Consider the following 16,089-nt stretch of genomic DNA (forward strand, 5'->3'; position numbering starts at 1 on the left):
TCACCCGAACCGGCCAAGGTCCCGGCCGCCCCCCGATCACCTTTCGAACCTGTATCCCATTCCCGGCTCGGTGATGAAGTGCTTCGGGTGCGAGGGGTCGGTCTCCAGCTTGCGGCGCAGCTGCGCCATGTAGACCCGCAGGTAATTGGACTCCGTCCCGTACGACGGCCCCCACACCTCCTGCAACAGCTGCTTCTGGCCGACGAGGCGGCCGGTGTTGCGTACCAGCACCTCCAGGAGGTGCCATTCCGTCGGGGTCAGCCGTACGTCCTTGCCGCCCCTGCCGACCTTCTTCCTCGCGAGGTCGACGGTGAACGCGTCGGTCTCCACCAGGACGTCCTCCTCGTCGCCGCCCACGGGTTCGGCCCGCCGCACCGCCGCCCGCAGCCGGGCCAGCAGCTCGTCCATGCCGAACGGTTTGGTGACGTAGTCGTCGGCGCCCGCGTCCAGCGCCTCGACCTTCTCGTCGGAGGAGTGCCGGGCGGACAGCACGAGGACCGGCACCCGGGTCCAGCCGCGCAGCTTCCTGATCACCTCGACACCGTCCATGTCGGGCAGCCCGAGGTCCAGCACGATCACGTCGGGGGGGCGGGCGGCGGCAAGCCGGAGGGCGGTGGCGCCGTCGGACGCCGCGTCGACCTCGTACTTGCGTGCCCTGAGGTTCATCTCGAGGGCGCGCACGATCTGCGGCTCGTCGTCGACGACCAGCACCCGGGTCATGAGTCCTGCCTTTCAGGTGGTACGGAGCCCTGCGCGGGCTGTTCCGGGGCCGGAGCCGGGGCGGTGCGGGCCGGGGCCGGGGCCGGGGTGACGGGAGCAGGATCGGCCGGGACGGGAGCCGCCGGGACCGGGGCGGGCGAGGCGGCGGGCGGCCCGGCGGGGGGTTCGGGGAACTCGGGGGGCGGCGGGGCCGCGTGGACGGTGAGGACCATCGTGAGGCCGCCGCCGGGCGTGTCCTCGGCCTCCAGGGTGCCGCCCATCGCCTCGGCGAAGCCCCGGGCCACGGCGAGGCCGAGGCCCACCCCGGCGCCGCGCGGGGAGTCGCCGTAGCGCTGGAAGGGCTCGAAGATGCGTTCCTTGGCCTCGTCCGGCACGCCGGGACCGCGGTCGACGACCCGCACCTGCACCCGGTTCCCGAGGGCGCTGGCGGCGACGAGGACGGGTTCGCCGGGCGGGCTGTACTTGACCGCGTTCTCCACCAGGTTGGCCACCACCCGCTCCGCCAGCCCCTTGTCCAGCAGCACGATCGGCAGCGACTCCGGGACGTCCAGCTCGGCGCTGCCCTCGGGCACCCCGCCGAGCGCCATCGGCACCACCTCGTCGAGGTCCGCCCGCTGGACGATCGGGCGGACCGTGCCGGTCTGCAGCCGGGACATGTCCAGCAGGTTGCCCACCAGATGCTCCAGCCGGTCGGAGCCCTCCTCGATGGACGCGAGCAGCTCCGCCCGGTCCTCCGGCGACCACACCACGTCGTCCGAGCGCAGCGAGGTGACCGCTGCCTTGATCCCCGCCAGCGGGGTGCGCAGATCGTGGCTGACGGCGGCGAGCAGCGCCGTGCGGATGCGGTTGCCCTCGGCGAGGGCGCGGGCCTGGTCGGCCTCCGCCCGCAGGCGCTCGCGGTCCAGCACCACGGCGGCCTGCGCGCCGAACGCGGCCAGCACCCGCCGGTCGGCCGCGGGCAGTACCCGGCCGGTCAGGGCGAGCGCCATGTGCTCGCCGACCGGGACGTCCACGTCCGCGTCCTCCGGCCGTGCCAGGGACCGGTCCCCCGGGCCCGCCCGTCCGGCGCAGGTCCAGGGAGCGGTGCCGCCGCCGCGTTCCAGCAGGGCCGCGGACTCCATGCCGAACGTCTCCCTGACCCGCTCCAGCAGCGCCTGCAGGGTGTTCTCGCCGCGCAGCACGCTGCCCGCGAGGAAGGACAGGATCTCCGACTCCGCCCGCAGTCTGGCCGCCTGGTCCGTACGCCGGGCGGCGAGGTCCACGGCCGACGCCACCGACGCCGCCACGCCGGCGAATATCGCGAGGGCCACCAGGTTGCGGTGGTCGGAGATCGTCAGGCGGTGCAGCGGCGGCGTGTAGTAGTAGTTCAGCAGCACGGACCCGAGGGCCGCCGACACCAGCGCCGGCAGCAGGCCGCCGAGCAGAGCCGTCGCGACGGTCAGCGTCAGGAACAGCAGCATGTCGTTGGCGAGGCCGAGGTGCACGACGTCCAGCAGCACCGCCAGGGCCACCGGTCCGGCCGCCCCGACCGCCCAGCCCGACACCACCCGGCCCCGGCTGAGCCGGCCGCCCCGGGCCGCGGGCAGCCTGCGCCCCTTGGCCGCCTCCTCGTGGGTGACGATGTGGACGTCCAGGTCGGGCCCCGACTCGCGGGCCACGGTCGAGCCCACGCCGGGCCCGAAGACGTACTGCCAGGCCTTGCGCCGGGAGGTGCCGAGGACGATCTGGGTGGCGTTGACGCCCCGGGCGAAGTCCAGCAGGGCGTCCGGTATGTCGTCGCCCACCACATGGTGGAAGGTGCCGCCCAGGTCCTCGGCCAGGGTGCGCTGCACGGCGAGTTCCTTCGGGGACGCCGAGGTCAGGCCGTCGCTGCGGGAGATGTACACGGCCAGCACCTCGCCGCCCGCGCCCTTCTCCGCGAGCCGTACGGCGCGCCGGATCAGGGTGCGTCCCTCCGGGCCGCCGGTCAGGCCGACGACGATCCGCTCCCGCGAGCCCCAGATCCGCGACACCCGGTGCTCGCTGCGGTACTCCGTGAGGTACTCGTCCACCCGGTCCGCCACCCACAGCAGGGCCAGTTCCCTGAGTGCCGTGAGGTTGCCGGGGCGGAAGTAGTTCGAGAGGGCCGCGTCGATCCTGTCCGGCGGGAAGACGTTGCCGTGCGCCAGCCGCCTGCGCAGTGCCTGCGGCGACATGTCGACGAGCTCGATCTGGTCGGCGCGCCGCACCACCTCGTCCGGCACGGTCTCCTGCTGGCGGATCCCGGTGATCGACTCGACGATGTCACCGAGCGATTCCAGGTGCTGGATGTTGACCGTGGACACCACGTCGATCCCCGCGGCCAGCAGTTCCGCGACGTCCTGCCAGCGCTTGGCGTTGCGCGAGCCCGGGACGTTGGTGTGCGCGAGCTCGTCGACGAGGGCGACGGCCGGGGCGCGGCGCAGGACCGCGTCCACGTCCATCTCGGTGGACGTCCCGCCGAGGTGGCCGAGTTCCCTGCGCGGTATCTGCTCCAGCCCGTGCAGCAGCGTCTCGGTGCGCGGCCGTGCGTGGTGTTCCACGAAGGCGACCACGGCATCGGTGCCGCGCTCGGCCCGGCGGTGCGCCTCGGACAGCATCGCGTAGGTCTTCCCCACCCCCGGTGCCGCGCCGAGATAGATCCGGAGCTTGCCGCGTGCCATGGCCTCATCGTCTTTCCGTGCCGGTCCCCTGCGCAGCGACGACCCTACGGCCAACCGCCCCGCCGAACGGAACGGGAGGGCGGCCCGCGACCCGCCTTTGACACAACCCTGACGCAACCCTGACGTGCGTGGCCGGCCTCGCGCGGCCATGCGCCCGCGCACGGCGAAGGGCCGTACCCGGCGTCCGGGCACGGCCCTGCTGTGCTGCATCGGTCTGCTGTGCGGTGTCGCTTCCGCCGTGCCGGTGTTCCGGTGGGGCAGGTGGGGCAGATGCCGCCGGTCAGCGGACCTCGGTGATCTCCGGGCCGCGCTGGAGCTGGCCCATGCCGCCCGAGAAGCGCGAGGTGCCCTCGTCCTGCTGGACGCCCTCGGGGACCATCTGCGCGTCGTTCGGCAGCTTCAGGACGATCGGGTCACGGGGCGCCATCGGGCCCTCGCCGCGTACCACGACCGTGTCCCGGAAGATCTGCTCGAGCAGCCCGGCGGCCTGCGGCTGCACCGCGCCCTGGCCCGAGATCACCCCGCGCAGGAACCAGCGCGGACCGTCCACGCCGACGAACCGCACGACCTGGAAGCCGCCCGTGCCGTCCGGCAGCTGGACGGGCACCTGGGCGCGCAGTTCCCAGCCCAGCGGCCCCTCGACCTCGTCGACGATGCCGCCCTGCTGGGTGATGCCGGACGCGATCTCCTCGCGCACCTCGCCCCAGATGCCCTCACGCTTGGGCGCGGCGAAGGCCTGCAACTGCACGGCGCTGTCGCGCAGGACGACGGTCGCGGCGACGATCGCGTCGCCCGCGACCTCCACGCGCAGTTCCATGCCGTCCACGCCGGGCACGAAGAGCCCGCCCAGGTCCACGCGTCCCTCGGCGGGGTCGCGCACCTCGGTGCCGTCCCAGGGCCCGTCGGGCCGCGGCTCGGGCTCGAGCCGTACGCGCTCGCGCTCGCCTTCCTCGTCCGCCTCGGTGCCGACGCTGTCGACGACCTGCTCGGCCTCGCCGGCCGCGTCCTCGGCGGCACCCTTCTTCTTGCGACGTCCGAACACGTCACTGTCCTTCCCGGTCGGATACGACCGAAGCGTATCGATTCCCACCCGTCCGGCCGCCCTCGGCGACCCGACCGCCTGTGCCGCTCTCCCCGCCCACCGCGGCATGGCCGCCGGTGGATCCGAAGCCCCCCTCGGCCCGTGCCGAGCCGGGAAGTTCCGCGACCTCCCGGAAGCGGACCCTCTCGACCTGCTGGACGACCAGTTGGGCAATCCGGTCGAACCGCTCGAACCGTACGGACTCGTGCGGGTCGAGATTCACCACGATCACCTTGATCTCCCCACGGTACCCGGCATCAACCGTCCCCGGGGCATTGACCAGAGCGACGCCGCAGCGGGCGGCCAGGCCGGAGCGCGGATGCACGAAGGCCGCGTACCCCTCCGGGAGGGCGACGGACACCCCGGTGGGCAGCACGGCACGCTCGCCGGGCCGCAGTTCACGGCTCTCGGTGGTGCGCAGATCGGCTCCCGCGTCGCCGGGGTGCTCGTACGACGGAAGCGGTACGCCGGGGTCGACGCGCCGGATGAGCACCTGCACGGGACCCCGGCCCACGGGCTGCCCCGGCACGGGCTCCCCGGCCCCGGGAACACCGGACGCGCGGTCACCGGTCACGGAGTCACCGGACGTGGGACCTCCGGACGCGCGGTCACCGGTCACGGAGTCACCGGTCACGGGTTCACCTCGAAGGCGCGGGCGCGGCGGAGCTGGTCGGGGTCGTCCATCGCGGCGCGGATCTCCTCGGGGCGGCCGTTGTCGGTGAAGTGGTCGACCTTCACCTCGATGAACAGCGCGTCGGCGCGGACCGCGACCGGGCCGCCGGGACCGCCGATGCGTCCGGTGGCGGTCGAGTAGATCTTCCGGCCGGCGACCGCCGTCACCTCGGCCTCCAGGTACAGCGTGGTGCCCACCGGAACGGGCCGTACGAAGTCGGTGTCCAGCCGGCCGGTCACCGCGATGGTGCGCAGCAGCCAGTTCAGTGAGCCGAGGGTCTCGTCGAGGGCGCTGGCGAGCACCCCGCCGTGGGCGAGGCCGGGTGCGCCCTGGTGGGCCGGCTGCACGGTGAACTCGGCGGTGATCGAGACGCCCTCGCCCGCGCGGGCCGCCAGATGCAGTCCGTGGGGCTGGCCGCCGCCGCAGCCGAAACACTCCCCGTAGTGCGCGCCCAGCAGTTCGCCGGGGGCGGGGGCTTCGGGATGACGCACGGGGCTCACGGCGTCGGCGGGGGGCTCGAGAGATGCGGGACTACGGCTCACAGCCGCAGACCTTACCCGCGCGTCGGGCCATTCCGGACACCGTGCCAAGCTTGGCTCCATGCAGCTCTCCGCGTCCCCGTACGACGAACGCCTCACCGCGCCCCGCTCCTGGTGGGTCATCTGCTTCCTGGTCGGGATCTCGCTCGCTCTGATCCTGCTGCCGCTCGGCACTCTGCCGCTGCTCGCCGGCCTGGTCGGCGGTACGGCCGCGGCGGCGGTCGTCGCCAGCGCGTACGGCTCGCTGCGCATCCGTGTGGTGGGCGACTCGCTGATCGCGGGCGAGGCGAAGATCCCCGTGACGGCGCTGGGCGAGGCGCATGTCATGGACGCCGAAGAGGCCCGCGCCTGGCGGACCCACAAGGCCGACACCCGCGCCTTCCTGCTGCTGCGCTCCTACATCCCCACGGCCCTGCGCGTGGAGGTCACCGACCCCGCGGACCCGACGCCGTACCTGTATCTGTCCACGCGGGAGCCGCAGCGGCTGGCGGCCGCCATCGAGGCGGCCCGCAAGGCCGCCCCGGCGTGACACGGGGCGGCGGGACCCGCCCCTCCCGTAGGGGGCCGGGGACCACGGCGGCGACCCGGTTCCCGGGGTCCGGCCACCGTCCCGGCGCGGGCCGGGCCGCGACGGCTTCCGGGTCGGTCGTACGCCACGGGGGCCACCGCACTCACAGAGGACACGGAGGACAGAGCGGTCACAGAGACCGCACCGGCATCAGCCGTTGCCGCCGGTGCCGGGTCCTCCGGTGATCTCGTCCATCGGCAGCGGGTCGTCCGGACTCTCCAGCGGGGGCAGTTCCGGCAGCACGTCCCAGGGGATCCGCGCGTGTCTGAGGTCCTTGCGGATGCGCTCCGCGACTCTCCTGGTGTCCCGGTGGTTCATGGCCGCGCCGACGGCCGCCCCCACCATGAACGGCATCAGGTTGGGCAGGTCGCGGACCGTCCGTTTCATGATCTGCTGGCGCAGTTCGCGCTTCATACGGCTGCTGACGGCCGAGTTCACCGTGGACGGCCTGAGCACCTGGATGCCGCGCTCCCCCGACCAGGAGGACAGATACGCGACGCTGCGCTCCCTGACACCGCCGGGCGGCCGCAGGCCGTAGACCTCGTGGAGCTCGGCGATCAGCTTCAGTTCGATCGCCGCGACCCCGGTGATCTCGACAGCGATCTCGGTGGGCATCGCGGGCGGCACCGGCAGCATGGCCGCCGCGCCCACTCCCGCCCCGACCGCCGACGTCGCGGCCGCGGCACCCGCCACGAGCTTGTCGGCGAGCTGCTCGGGCCCCAGGCCGGGGAACTGGGCGCGCAGCGTGGCGAGGTCGCGGACCGGGACACGCGGCGCGAGGTCGATGATCCGGTCCGCGAGCGAGGACAGCCCCGCGCGGGCGCGGTCGCCGCCCCTGCGGACCCCTTCCAGGGCTCTCTCCCGGGTCCGGTCCCAGGCCAGGTCGCGGATCTCAGCCATCCGCGCCACCCGTGCCGTCCGTCGCCGGGCGGCGGGTCCGGCGGGCCGTGCCACCGCGGGCAGGCCGTCCCGGACGTCCCGGTCGGCCGCGGGGTCCGGGCCGGCTCCGGGATCCCGGAGGATCTCGGCGTCCCGGGCTTCCGCAGCGTCGAGCGGGGCTCCTCCGCCGGACGGTCCGGCACCGGATGAGCCCCGCTCGTCGTCACGCGCGCGCTGCGGGCCGATGAACGGCCCTTGGTCCGCTTCCGCGCCGAGGAAGCGGCGCTTCCGAGGTGGGGTCGAGCCAGTCACGGCCGACCCCGCCTCAGTCGCAGTCGCGGCAGATCGGCTGGCCGTTCTTCTCCCTGGCCAGCTGACTGCGGTGGTGCACCAGGAAGCAGCTCATGCACGTGAACTCGTCCTGCTGCTTCGGCAGCACCCGGACGGCCAGCTCCTCGTTCGAGAGGTCGGCGCCGGGCAGCTCCAGCCCCTCTGCGGCCTCGAACTCGTCGACGTCGACCGCGGAGGCCGACTTGTCGTTGCGCCGGGCCTTGAGTTCCTCGAGGCTGTCCGAATCGACGTCGTCGTCGGTCTTACGTGGAGTGTCGTAATCGGTTGCCATGTCGCTCTCCCCCTCTGGGTGTCTGCGGTTCTGCGGTGTCTCCAGCGCACGTAACGCGCGAGAGGCCGGACTTGTGCCCGACCTGAGGCGGAGATTTTGCCTCACATCAAGGTCTGTTACTCAATCGACACCCAACCGGACTCCCCAAGAGTGATCGGCTTGGATGGCGATGGGGACCGTACACGGTCGGAAGGCCGCACCTCAAAGGCGTCTCACCGAGTACTTCCCGTGATCAAGAGCCCTGAAAACCCGGACTTTCCCGGCTTTACGGCGGGTACTTCAGCCACGGAGAGTATATGGCCGGAAAATCGCCCATGTGATCGATCACACATCCTACGGTCAGACGGGTGCCCGGAAAATTCCGCGCAAAGCGAACATCCTCCGTGTGTCGGCTGTCGTCTCCCGGTGCCGCAGGGGCCGCTGCGGCACCGGTTCAGAGCGGCAGGGTGACACGCATCACGAGCCCCCCGCCCTCGCGGGGCTGCGCGGTGATGTGGCCGCCGTGCGCCCGGGCCACGGACCGGGCGATGGACAGGCCGAGACCCACGCCCTTGTCGCTGCCCGTGCGCTCCGTACGCAGCCGTCTGAACGGCTCGAAGAGGTTGTCGATCTCGTACGCCGGCACGACCGGGCCGGTGTTCGACACCACCAGCACCGCCTGCCCGTGCCGTACCTCCGTGCTGACCTCGACCCAGCCGCCCTCGGGCACGTTGTACCGCACGGCGTTCTGCACGAGGTTGAGCGCGATGCGTTCCAGCAGCACCCCGTTGCCCTGGACGACCGCCGGTCCGCACTCACCGCGGATCGCGACGCCCTTGGCCTCCGCCTCGGCGTGCACCTGATCGACGGCCTGGGAGGCCACCTCGGCCAGATCGACGGGTTTGCGCTCGATGATCTGGTTGTCGCTGCGGGCGAGCAGCAGCAGCCCCTCGACGAGCTGCTCGCTGCGCTCGTTGGTGGCCAGCAGCGTCCTGCCGAGCTGCTGGAGCTCCACCGGCGCCTGCGGATCGGACAGATGCACCTCCAGCAGGGTGCGGTTGATCGCGAGCGGGGTGCGCAGTTCGTGCGAGGCGTTGCCGACGAACCGCTGCTGGGCCGTGAAGGCCCGCTGGAGCCGCTCCAGCATCTCGTCGAAGGTGTCGGCGAGTTCCTTCAGCTCGTCGTCCGGTCCGTCCATCTCGATCCGGCGGGAGAGGTCCGAGCCGGCCACCGCGCGGGCGGTCCGGGTGATCCGCCCCAGCGGGGAGAGCACCCGGCCCGCCATCGCGTAGCCGAACGCGAAGGCGATCACGGCGAGGCCGAGCAGGGCCAGCAGTGACCGGCTGAGCAGGTTGTCCAGCGCCACCTGCCGCTGGTGGTCGATACAGGCGCTGATCGCCGAGTTGAACTCGGTGAGCGTCAGATTGCCCGTGTTGACGGCCGGGCAGTTGTCGCTGGTGACCTTGATCTCCGTACCGCCCGCGATCTTGAACAGGGGTTCGTTGCCCGTGTTCAGGGCCTGGGCGGCCAGCAGATAGATGATCGACAGCAGCAGGATGCCGGCGATCAGGAACATGCCGCCGTACAGCAGCGTGAGCCTTATCCGGATCGTCGGGCGCAGCCAGGGGAACGGGGGCTCGGGCTTCCTGGGGTCCCAGGTCGGCTTCGGCGGTGCCTGGGGAGGGGCGGGGGTCGCGGCCACGGTCATCAGATCCGGTAGCCCGAGCCGGGGACGGTGACGATGACGGGCGGTTCGCCCAGCTTGCGGCGCAGGGTCATGACCGTGACGCGCACCACGTTGGTGAACGGGTCGGTGTTCTCGTCCCAGGCCTTCTCCAGCAGCTGCTCCGCCGAGACGACCGCGCCCTCGCTGCGCATCAGCACCTCCAGGACGGCGAACTCCTTCGGCGCCAGCTGCACCTCTCTGCCGTCGCGGAAGACCTCGCGGCGGTTGGGGTCCAGCTTGATGCCGGCGCGCTCCAGGACGGGCGGCAGCGGCACGCTGGTACGCCGTCCCAGCGCGCGGACGCGCGCGATCAGCTCGCTGAACGCGAAGGGTTTGGGGAGATAGTCGTCGGCGCCGATCTCCAGGCCCTCCACACGGTCGCTGACGTCGCCGGACGCGGTGAGCATCAGCACGCGGGTGGCCATGCCCAGCTCGACGATCTTCCGGCAGACGTCGTCGCCGTGCACGAGCGGGAGGTCGCGGTCGAGGACGACCACGTCGTAGTCGTTGACGCCGATGCGCTCCAGGGCGGCCGCACCGTCGTACACGACGTCGACGGCCATGGCCTCCCGGCGCAGTCCGGTGGCCACCGCATCCGCGAGCAGCTGCTCGTCCTCGACGACGAGTACGCGCACGTCGCTTGTCCTTCCTCTGTCCCCCCGCGCGGCACCACTCGGGCACACGCGGGGAGGGTGTTCCGTGGGTGTGTGACCTCCATCCTGCCCTTTTCGGCCATAAGTCGGCGGTAAGGCGTCTGACGGGCCGCCAGCCCAGGTCACGAGGGTCCCTCCCCGCGGGCCGCAAGGGCCCTTCCCTGGAGCGGGGGACCGGGCCCGGGGGTGGGAGGCCGGGCGGGGCGGCCCCGGGGACACGGGGAAGGCGGGGACACGGGGAAGGCGGGAATGCCGAACATTCTCGCGCCGTTGAGGTTTCCCGGGAAGGGAGCGGGGGGAGGACGGCTTTACACCCCGCGATCACGCTCTGTATGTGTCTGCCGCCACGCCATGCGGTACGTCACCATCCGCTTGTCCAGGGCGGGCGTGGGTGTCCGGCACCGTCGCCGCCCGGCAGGGCAGCGCTGGGCACCCGCAGGAGTCGTGATCGCCCCTTTCCCCAACGGCACACCCCCGTGCCACCCGACCCACGACCCAGGACGAGGGGGCGCAGATGGACGCATTCACCGCAGGACTTCTGCAGCGTATAAAGACGACCGAGTCCGACCTCACGCGGGCACGCGACGAAGGCGACGACTTCCTCGTCGAGGTGGAGCAGGGCGAGCTCGACGACCTGCGCCGCCTCGCGGCCGAACACGGTGTGGAGGTCGGCGCGTACAGCGTCTGACAGGCCCGGCGGAACGGGGCCCCGGCGAATCCAGCGCCGGGGCCCCGTCCCGTGCCCGGCCTGGACGTCGGGCCGGGGCGCGGGGCCGTTCAGTCGTGCCAGGCGCCGAAGTCCTCCAGGAGGGCCTGGAGGGGCTCGAAGACACCCGGGGTGCCCCCGACCGCCAGATCGCCTGACGGGCGCTCTCCGGGGCGTCCACCGGTCAGGGCGCCCGCCTCACGCGCGATGAGGTCGCCCGCGGCCATGTCCCAGGGGTTGAGGCCCCGCTCGTAGTAGCCGTCCAGGCGGCCCGCGGCCAGGTCGCACAGATCACTGGCCGCCGAGCCGCTGCGCCGGATGTCGCGCAGCAGCGGGACGAGCAGCCGGGCGACCTCGGCCTGGTGGGCGCGGACCGTGGCGACGTAGTTGAAGCCGGTCGCGACGAGCGCCTGGTCCAGCACGGGCGCGGGACGCACGGCGAGCACCCGCTCGCCCTCCCAGGCGCCGGTGGCCTTGGCCCCGCCGCCGCGCACGGCGTGGAACGTCTCGCCGCGCATCGGGATCGCGACGACTCCGGCCACCGTCTCGCCGTCCAGCTCGGCCGCGATGGAGACCGCCCACGTCGGCAGCCCGTACAGGTAGTTGACCGTGCCGTCGAGCGGGTCGATCACCCAGCGGACGCCGCTGGTGCCTGCCACGGAGGAGCCCTCCTCGCCGAGGAAGCCGTCGTGGGGGCGGTGTCCGGCGATGAGGCCGGTGATCAGCTTCTCGGCCGCGATGTCCATCTCGGTCACGACGTCGACCGGGCTGGACTTGGTGGCGGCGACCGCCAGGTCGGCCGGGCGGCCGTCGCGCAGCAGCTCACCGGCGCGCGCCGCGGCCTCCAGGGCGATCGCCAGCAGTTCCTCGTGCAGGGGGTCGGTCGCAGAACCGGTCACCGGGCCGGTGACGGGGTGGGGTGCAGGGGTGTTCGAGGGGTGGTCGGTCACGGTGCTGGTGCTCCTCAGGCGTAGACGCTGTCGGCGCCCGCCGCGGCGGGACGCGGGGCGCGGGCCGGGCAGCAGCCGGCCGGGCAGAGGTCGTGGCTCGCGCCGAGCGCGCCCAGGGCGCAGCGAGCGACCTCCTGGCCGCGTTCGGTCGCGGCGCGTTCCAGGACGAGTTCGCGGATCGCCGCGGCGAACCGGGGGTCGTCGCCCGGGGTGGCCGAGCGGCGCATCGGCAGGCCGAGTTCCTCCGCCTTGGCCCTGGCCTCCGTGTCGAGGTCGTAGAGGACCTCCATGTGGTCGGAGACGAAGCCGATCGGGGCGATGACGACCGCCGGGACGGCGGCGTCGTGCAGTTCCTGGAGGTGGTCGCAGATGTCGGGCTCGAGCCACGGGATCCGGGGGGCGCCGGAGCGGGACTGGTAGACGAGCCGCCAGGGGTGCTCGACGCCGGTGCGCTCGCGGACGGCCTCGGTGACGGTCCGTGCCACGTCCAGGTGCTGCCGGACGTACGCCCCGCCCTCGCCGTGGCCCTCGGCAGGGCCGGAGGTGTCCGCGGCGGACGTCGGGATCGAGTGCGTGGAGAACGCGATGTGCGCGCCGTCCCGGACGTCCTCGGGGAGGCCGGCGAGGGCCTCGGTCACACCGTCGATCACCGGTTCGAGGAAGCCGGGGTGGTTGAAGTAGTGGCGCAGCTTGTCGACCGCCAAAGGCCGCAGGCCCTCGTTCTCCAGGGCGGCCAGGGCGTCGTGGAGGTTCTCACGGTACTGGCGGCAGCCCGAGTAGGAGGCGTAGGCGCTGGTGGCCAGGACGAGGACGCGGCGGCGGCCGTCGGCGGCCATCTCGCGCAGGGTGTCCGTCAGGTACGGGGCCCAGTTGCGGTTGCCCCAGTACACCGGCAGGTCCAGGCCGTGGTCGGCGAAGTCCTTGCGGAGGGCGTCGAGCAGGGCGCGGTTCTGGGCGTTGATGGGGCTGACCCCGCCGAACCGGAAGTAGTGCCGGCCGACTTCCTTGAGGCGTTCCTGGGGGATGCCGCGGCCCCGGGTGACGTTCTCCAGGAACGGCACCACGTCGTCCGGCCCTTCGGGGCCGCCGAACGAGAGCAGGAGCAGGGCGTCGTAAGGGGTGGCATCGAGCGCGTCTGGCATGCCCCGATCCTCCCACCCGTCCTCGCCGGCCGGGGACTGCGGGGGCACGGCGGAGGACGGCGCGTCGCCGTGGCGATCGCGATGGCGGTGACGGCGGCGAGAGCGGATGATGCGGGCGGAGACGCGCCCCGGCAGGGGGCGGACGGACCGGAGGGAGGGCCCGGACGGACCGGACGAACGGAGGAGTCTTTATGGCCACTTTACCCGTAAGTCGTATCCGATGGATTCGCACCTTACGGATACGGCATCCTGGTCCGAGCCGCAATCTTCCTCACGCCGCGCCGAGCCGTCGTCCGCGCGTGACCGGACCTCCGGGAGCGCCCCGTGCCCAGCCCTTACCGCGCCCTGTTCGCCGCCCCCGGCACCAGGGGTTTCTCCACCGCGGGGTTCATCGGCCGCATGCCGCTGTCGATGATGGGCATCGGCGTGGTCACGATGATCTCCCAGCTGACCGGGCGCTACGGGCTCGCGGGCGCCCTGTCGGCCACCATCGCGCTCGCCGCCGCGGCGCTCGGGCCGCAGATCTCGCGGCTCGTGGATCTGCACGGGCAGCGGCGCGTGCTGCGCCCGGCGACGCTGGTCGCGCTGACCGCGGCGGCGGGGCTGCTGCTCGCGGCGCACTTCCGCTGGCCCGAATGGGTGCTCTTCGCGTGCGCCGTCGGCATAGGTTCGGTGCCGAGTCTCGGCGCGATGGTCCGCGCCCGCTGGGCCGTGCTGTACCGGGGCACCCCGCAGCTGCACACCGCGTACTCCTTCGAGTCCGTGGTGGACGAGGTCTGCTTCATCTTCGGGCCGATCCTCTCCATCGGTCTGTCGACCGCCTGGTTCCCCGAGGCGGGGCCGCTGCTGGCCGCCTGTTTCCTCGCCACCGGTGTCTTCTGGCTGACGTCCCAGCGCGCGACCGAACCGGAGCCGCACCCGCGCGGCCGGCACGGCGGCGGTACGGCGCTGCGCTCGCACGGGCTCCAGGTCCTGGTGACCACCTTCGCGGCGACCGGGACGATCTTCGGATCGGTCGACGTGGTCACCGTGGCGTTCGCCGAGGAACACGGTCACAAGAGCGCCGCGAGCCTCGTCCTGGCGCTCTACGCGGCGGGTTCCTGCCTGGCGGGCATCGTGTTCGGGCTGCTGCGCTTCTCGGGGGCGCCCGCACGCAGGTGGCTGCTGGGCGTCTGTGCGATGGCCGTGAGTATGATCCCCCTCCTACTGGTCGGGAACCTTCCGTTTCTGGCCGTGGCGCTGTTCGTTGCGGGACTGTCCATCGCACCCACGATGATCACGACGATGTCCCTCATCGAGGAGCACGTACCACGCGCGCAGCAGACCGAGGGAATGACCTGGGTGAGCACCGGCCTCGCGATGGGGGTCGCGCTCGGCTCCTCGGCGGCCGGCTGGGTGATCGACTCGGCCGGTGCGCGCGCCGGGTACGGGGTTCCGGCCGTGGCCGGGGCCGTCGCGGTCGCGGTCGGTTTCCTCGGGTACCGCCGGCTGGACAGGCCGGCCACGGGTCGGGGAGGCACCGTTGGGCAGCACGGCGAACGGCAGGAACGGCACGTGGCGTAACTGGGCGGGCACCGTCGGCGCGCGCCCCGCGCGGGAGGTCGAGCCGGCCTCCGTCGAGGAGCTGGCCGCGGCGGTGCGGAAGGCCGCGGAGGACGGTCTGAAGGTGAAGGCGGTGGGCTCCGGGCACTCCTTCACCGCCATCGCCGCCACCGACGGTGTGATGATCCGCCCTCAGCTGCTGACCGGCATCCGGCACATCGACCGCGCGGCGGGCACCGTGACGGTGGAGGCCGGGACGCCGCTCAGAAGGCTGAACGCGGCCCTCGCACGGGAGGGCCTGTCGCTGACCAACATGGGCGACATCATGGTGCAGACGGTGTCCGGCGCGACGAGCACGGGCACCCACGGCACGGGCCGCGAGTCGGGCTCGATCGCCGCCCAGATCAGGGGCCTGGAGCTGGTCACGGCCGACGGCACGGTGCTCACCTGCTCCGAGAAGGAGAACCCGGAGGTCTTCGCGTCGGCGCGGATCGGCCTCGGCGCGCTGGGCGTCGTCACGGCGATCACCTTCGCCGTGGAGCCGCTCTTCCTCCTCACGGCCCGCGAGGAGCCGATGCCCTTCGAGCGGGTGCTCTCCGCTTTCGACGAGCTGTGGGCGGAGAACGAGCACTTCGAGTTCTACTGGTTCCCGCACACCGGCAGCACGAATACGAAGCGCAACAACCGCAGCGCGGGCCCGGAGCGGCCGGTGGGACGTCTCGCCGGATGGTACGAGGACGAGTTCCTCTCCAACGGTGTCTTCCACGCCGCCAATTGGGTCGGCCGCGCGGTTCCGGCGTCGATTCCGGCGATCGCCCGGATCTCCAGCAGGGCCTTGTCCGCGCGGAGTTACACCGACATCCCTTACAAGGTCTACTGCTCGCCGCGCCGGGTGCGGTTCACGGAGATGGAGTACGCCGTTCCGCGCGAGGCCGTGGTGGAGACACTGCGGGAACTCCGGGCGATGGTCGACCGTTCCCGGCTCAGAATCAGTTTTCCCGTCGAGGTGCGCACCGCCCCCGCCGACGACATCACGCTGTCCACGGCGTCCGGCCGTGACAGCGCGTACATCGCGATCCACATGTTCCGGGGCACGCCCTACCAGGCGTACTTCACCGCCGCCGAGCGGATCTTCACCGCGCACGAGGGGCGCCCGCACTGGGGCAAGATCCACACCCGGGACGCGGAGTACCTCGCCGGGGTCTACCCCCGTTTCGGTGAGTTCCTCGCGCTGCGCGACCGGCTCGATCCCGATCGCCTGTTCCAGAACGCCTACTTGCGGAGGGTTCTCGGCGAGTAGCCGGCCGGGAACGGCGCCGGCGGGCGCCGTCACGCAAACAGCCCAGCGCACAGGAATCGATCGCAGTGGAAGGGGCATACCTACGAAACCAATAGTTCCGTTTCCGGGGATTGCGTGAAGTACGCCACTTTCAAGATCAGGAAATGCCGGTCCCGTACGGCCAAGTCCCACTCCTTGCCAGAAGTTGAGCGGCGTGCCCTTCCACGTACATGGTCCAAATGGAGTAGTGTTGCGAGCCCTGGGCCCGGTTTCCCGCCAGGGTGCTCCGGGCCCTGCCGGACCGCGAGGAGGGGGCTTGGTGCACAGGGCGACGGGGTCAGTCACTTAG

15 protein-coding genes are annotated in these 16,089 nt (G+C 72.3%); 4 read left to right on the forward strand and 11 right to left on the reverse strand.

The genetic code is table 11. The annotated features are described in order from the left end of the window. Window positions 1-36: 36 nt before the first annotated feature. From ABZ862_RS22305 to ABZ862_RS22325, 5 genes are all read right to left on the reverse strand, one after another. A complete protein-coding gene (locus tag ABZ862_RS22305; protein ID WP_360960663.1) occupies window positions 37-720 on the reverse strand; it encodes a response regulator in 684 nt (227 codons plus the stop codon). Continuing rightward, entirely contained in the window at window positions 717-3,401 is a 2,685-nt protein-coding gene (locus ABZ862_RS22310) for a sensor histidine kinase KdpD (protein WP_360960665.1), read from the reverse strand. The genes ABZ862_RS22305 and ABZ862_RS22310 overlap by 4 nt, the downstream gene beginning before the upstream one ends. 280 nt (window positions 3,402-3,681) lie before the next feature. Next, a complete protein-coding gene (locus ABZ862_RS22315; protein WP_360960667.1) occupies window positions 3,682-4,443 on the reverse strand; it encodes a DUF3710 domain-containing protein in 762 nt (253 codons plus the stop codon). Between the two features lies 1 nt (window position 4,444). Then, window positions 4,445-4,996, reverse strand: a complete 552-nt coding sequence (dut, locus tag ABZ862_RS22320; RefSeq protein ID WP_360960842.1) for a dUTP diphosphatase — start codon at window positions 4,994-4,996, stop codon at window positions 4,445-4,447. Window positions 4,997-5,112: 116 nt separating this feature from the next. After that, complete coding sequence (locus ABZ862_RS22325) at window positions 5,113-5,697, reverse strand: PaaI family thioesterase (RefSeq protein ID WP_360960669.1); 585 nt, start codon at window positions 5,695-5,697, stop codon at window positions 5,113-5,115. A 58-nt stretch (window positions 5,698-5,755) separates the two neighbouring features. Between ABZ862_RS22325 and ABZ862_RS22330 the strand changes: the two genes are divergently transcribed. Continuing rightward, entirely contained in the window at window positions 5,756-6,223 is a 468-nt protein-coding gene (locus tag ABZ862_RS22330; protein WP_360960671.1) for a DUF3093 domain-containing protein, read from the forward strand. Window positions 6,224-6,412: 189 nt separating this feature from the next. On the opposite strand, the gene ABZ862_RS22335 is transcribed toward ABZ862_RS22330, so the two are convergent. From ABZ862_RS22335 to ABZ862_RS22350, 4 genes are all read right to left on the reverse strand, one after another. Further along, on the reverse strand, window positions 6,413-7,453 hold the full coding sequence (locus ABZ862_RS22335) for a hypothetical protein (protein ID WP_360960672.1): 1,041 nt from the start codon (window positions 7,451-7,453) through the stop codon (window positions 6,413-6,415). A 13-nt stretch (window positions 7,454-7,466) separates the two neighbouring features. Beyond that, window positions 7,467-7,763 carry a DUF4193 domain-containing protein gene (locus tag ABZ862_RS22340; protein WP_003993510.1) on the reverse strand — a complete coding sequence of 99 codons (297 nt, stop codon included), beginning with the start codon at window positions 7,761-7,763 and terminating at the stop codon, window positions 7,467-7,469. Window positions 7,764-8,196: 433 nt separating this feature from the next. After that, window positions 8,197-9,444 (reverse strand): HAMP domain-containing sensor histidine kinase, encoded by a 1,248-nt coding sequence (locus tag ABZ862_RS22345; protein ID WP_360960844.1) that lies wholly within the window; start codon window positions 9,442-9,444, stop codon window positions 8,197-8,199. A gap of 5 nt (window positions 9,445-9,449) precedes the next feature. Then, complete coding sequence (locus ABZ862_RS22350; protein WP_360960674.1) at window positions 9,450-10,103, reverse strand: response regulator transcription factor; 654 nt, start codon at window positions 10,101-10,103, stop codon at window positions 9,450-9,452. A gap of 532 nt (window positions 10,104-10,635) precedes the next feature. On the opposite strand from ABZ862_RS22350, the gene ABZ862_RS22355 reads away from it, so the two are divergent. Next, entirely contained in the window at window positions 10,636-10,809 is a 174-nt protein-coding gene (locus ABZ862_RS22355; RefSeq protein ID WP_360960676.1) for a hypothetical protein, read from the forward strand. An 89-nt stretch (window positions 10,810-10,898) separates the two neighbouring features. On the opposite strand, the gene ABZ862_RS22360 is transcribed toward ABZ862_RS22355, so the two are convergent. Together ABZ862_RS22360 and ABZ862_RS22365 are read right to left on the reverse strand one after the other, a co-directional pair. Then, window positions 10,899-11,726, reverse strand: coding sequence for an inositol monophosphatase family protein (locus tag ABZ862_RS22360; RefSeq protein ID WP_360960846.1), 828 nt, complete (start codon window positions 11,724-11,726; stop codon window positions 10,899-10,901). 65 nt (window positions 11,727-11,791) lie between these two features. Then, window positions 11,792-12,919 carry a ferrochelatase gene (locus tag ABZ862_RS22365; protein ID WP_360960678.1) on the reverse strand — a complete coding sequence of 376 codons (1,128 nt, stop codon included), beginning with the start codon at window positions 12,917-12,919 and terminating at the stop codon, window positions 11,792-11,794. Between the two features lie 324 nt (window positions 12,920-13,243). On the opposite strand from ABZ862_RS22365, the gene ABZ862_RS22370 reads away from it, so the two are divergent. Both ABZ862_RS22370 and ABZ862_RS22375 read left to right on the forward strand, forming a co-directional pair. Continuing rightward, a complete protein-coding gene (locus ABZ862_RS22370) occupies window positions 13,244-14,482 on the forward strand; it encodes an MFS transporter (protein ID WP_360960680.1) in 1,239 nt (412 codons plus the stop codon). Continuing rightward, window positions 14,442-15,761 (forward strand): D-arabinono-1,4-lactone oxidase, encoded by a 1,320-nt coding sequence (locus ABZ862_RS22375; RefSeq protein WP_360960682.1) that lies wholly within the window; start codon window positions 14,442-14,444, stop codon window positions 15,759-15,761. The genes ABZ862_RS22370 and ABZ862_RS22375 overlap by 41 nt, the downstream gene beginning before the upstream one ends. Window positions 15,762-16,089: the final 328 nt, after the last annotated feature.

Source organism: Streptomyces sp. NPDC047000 (genome assembly GCF_040644295.1).
GTDB lineage: Bacteria > Actinomycetota > Actinomycetes > Streptomycetales > Streptomycetaceae > Streptomyces.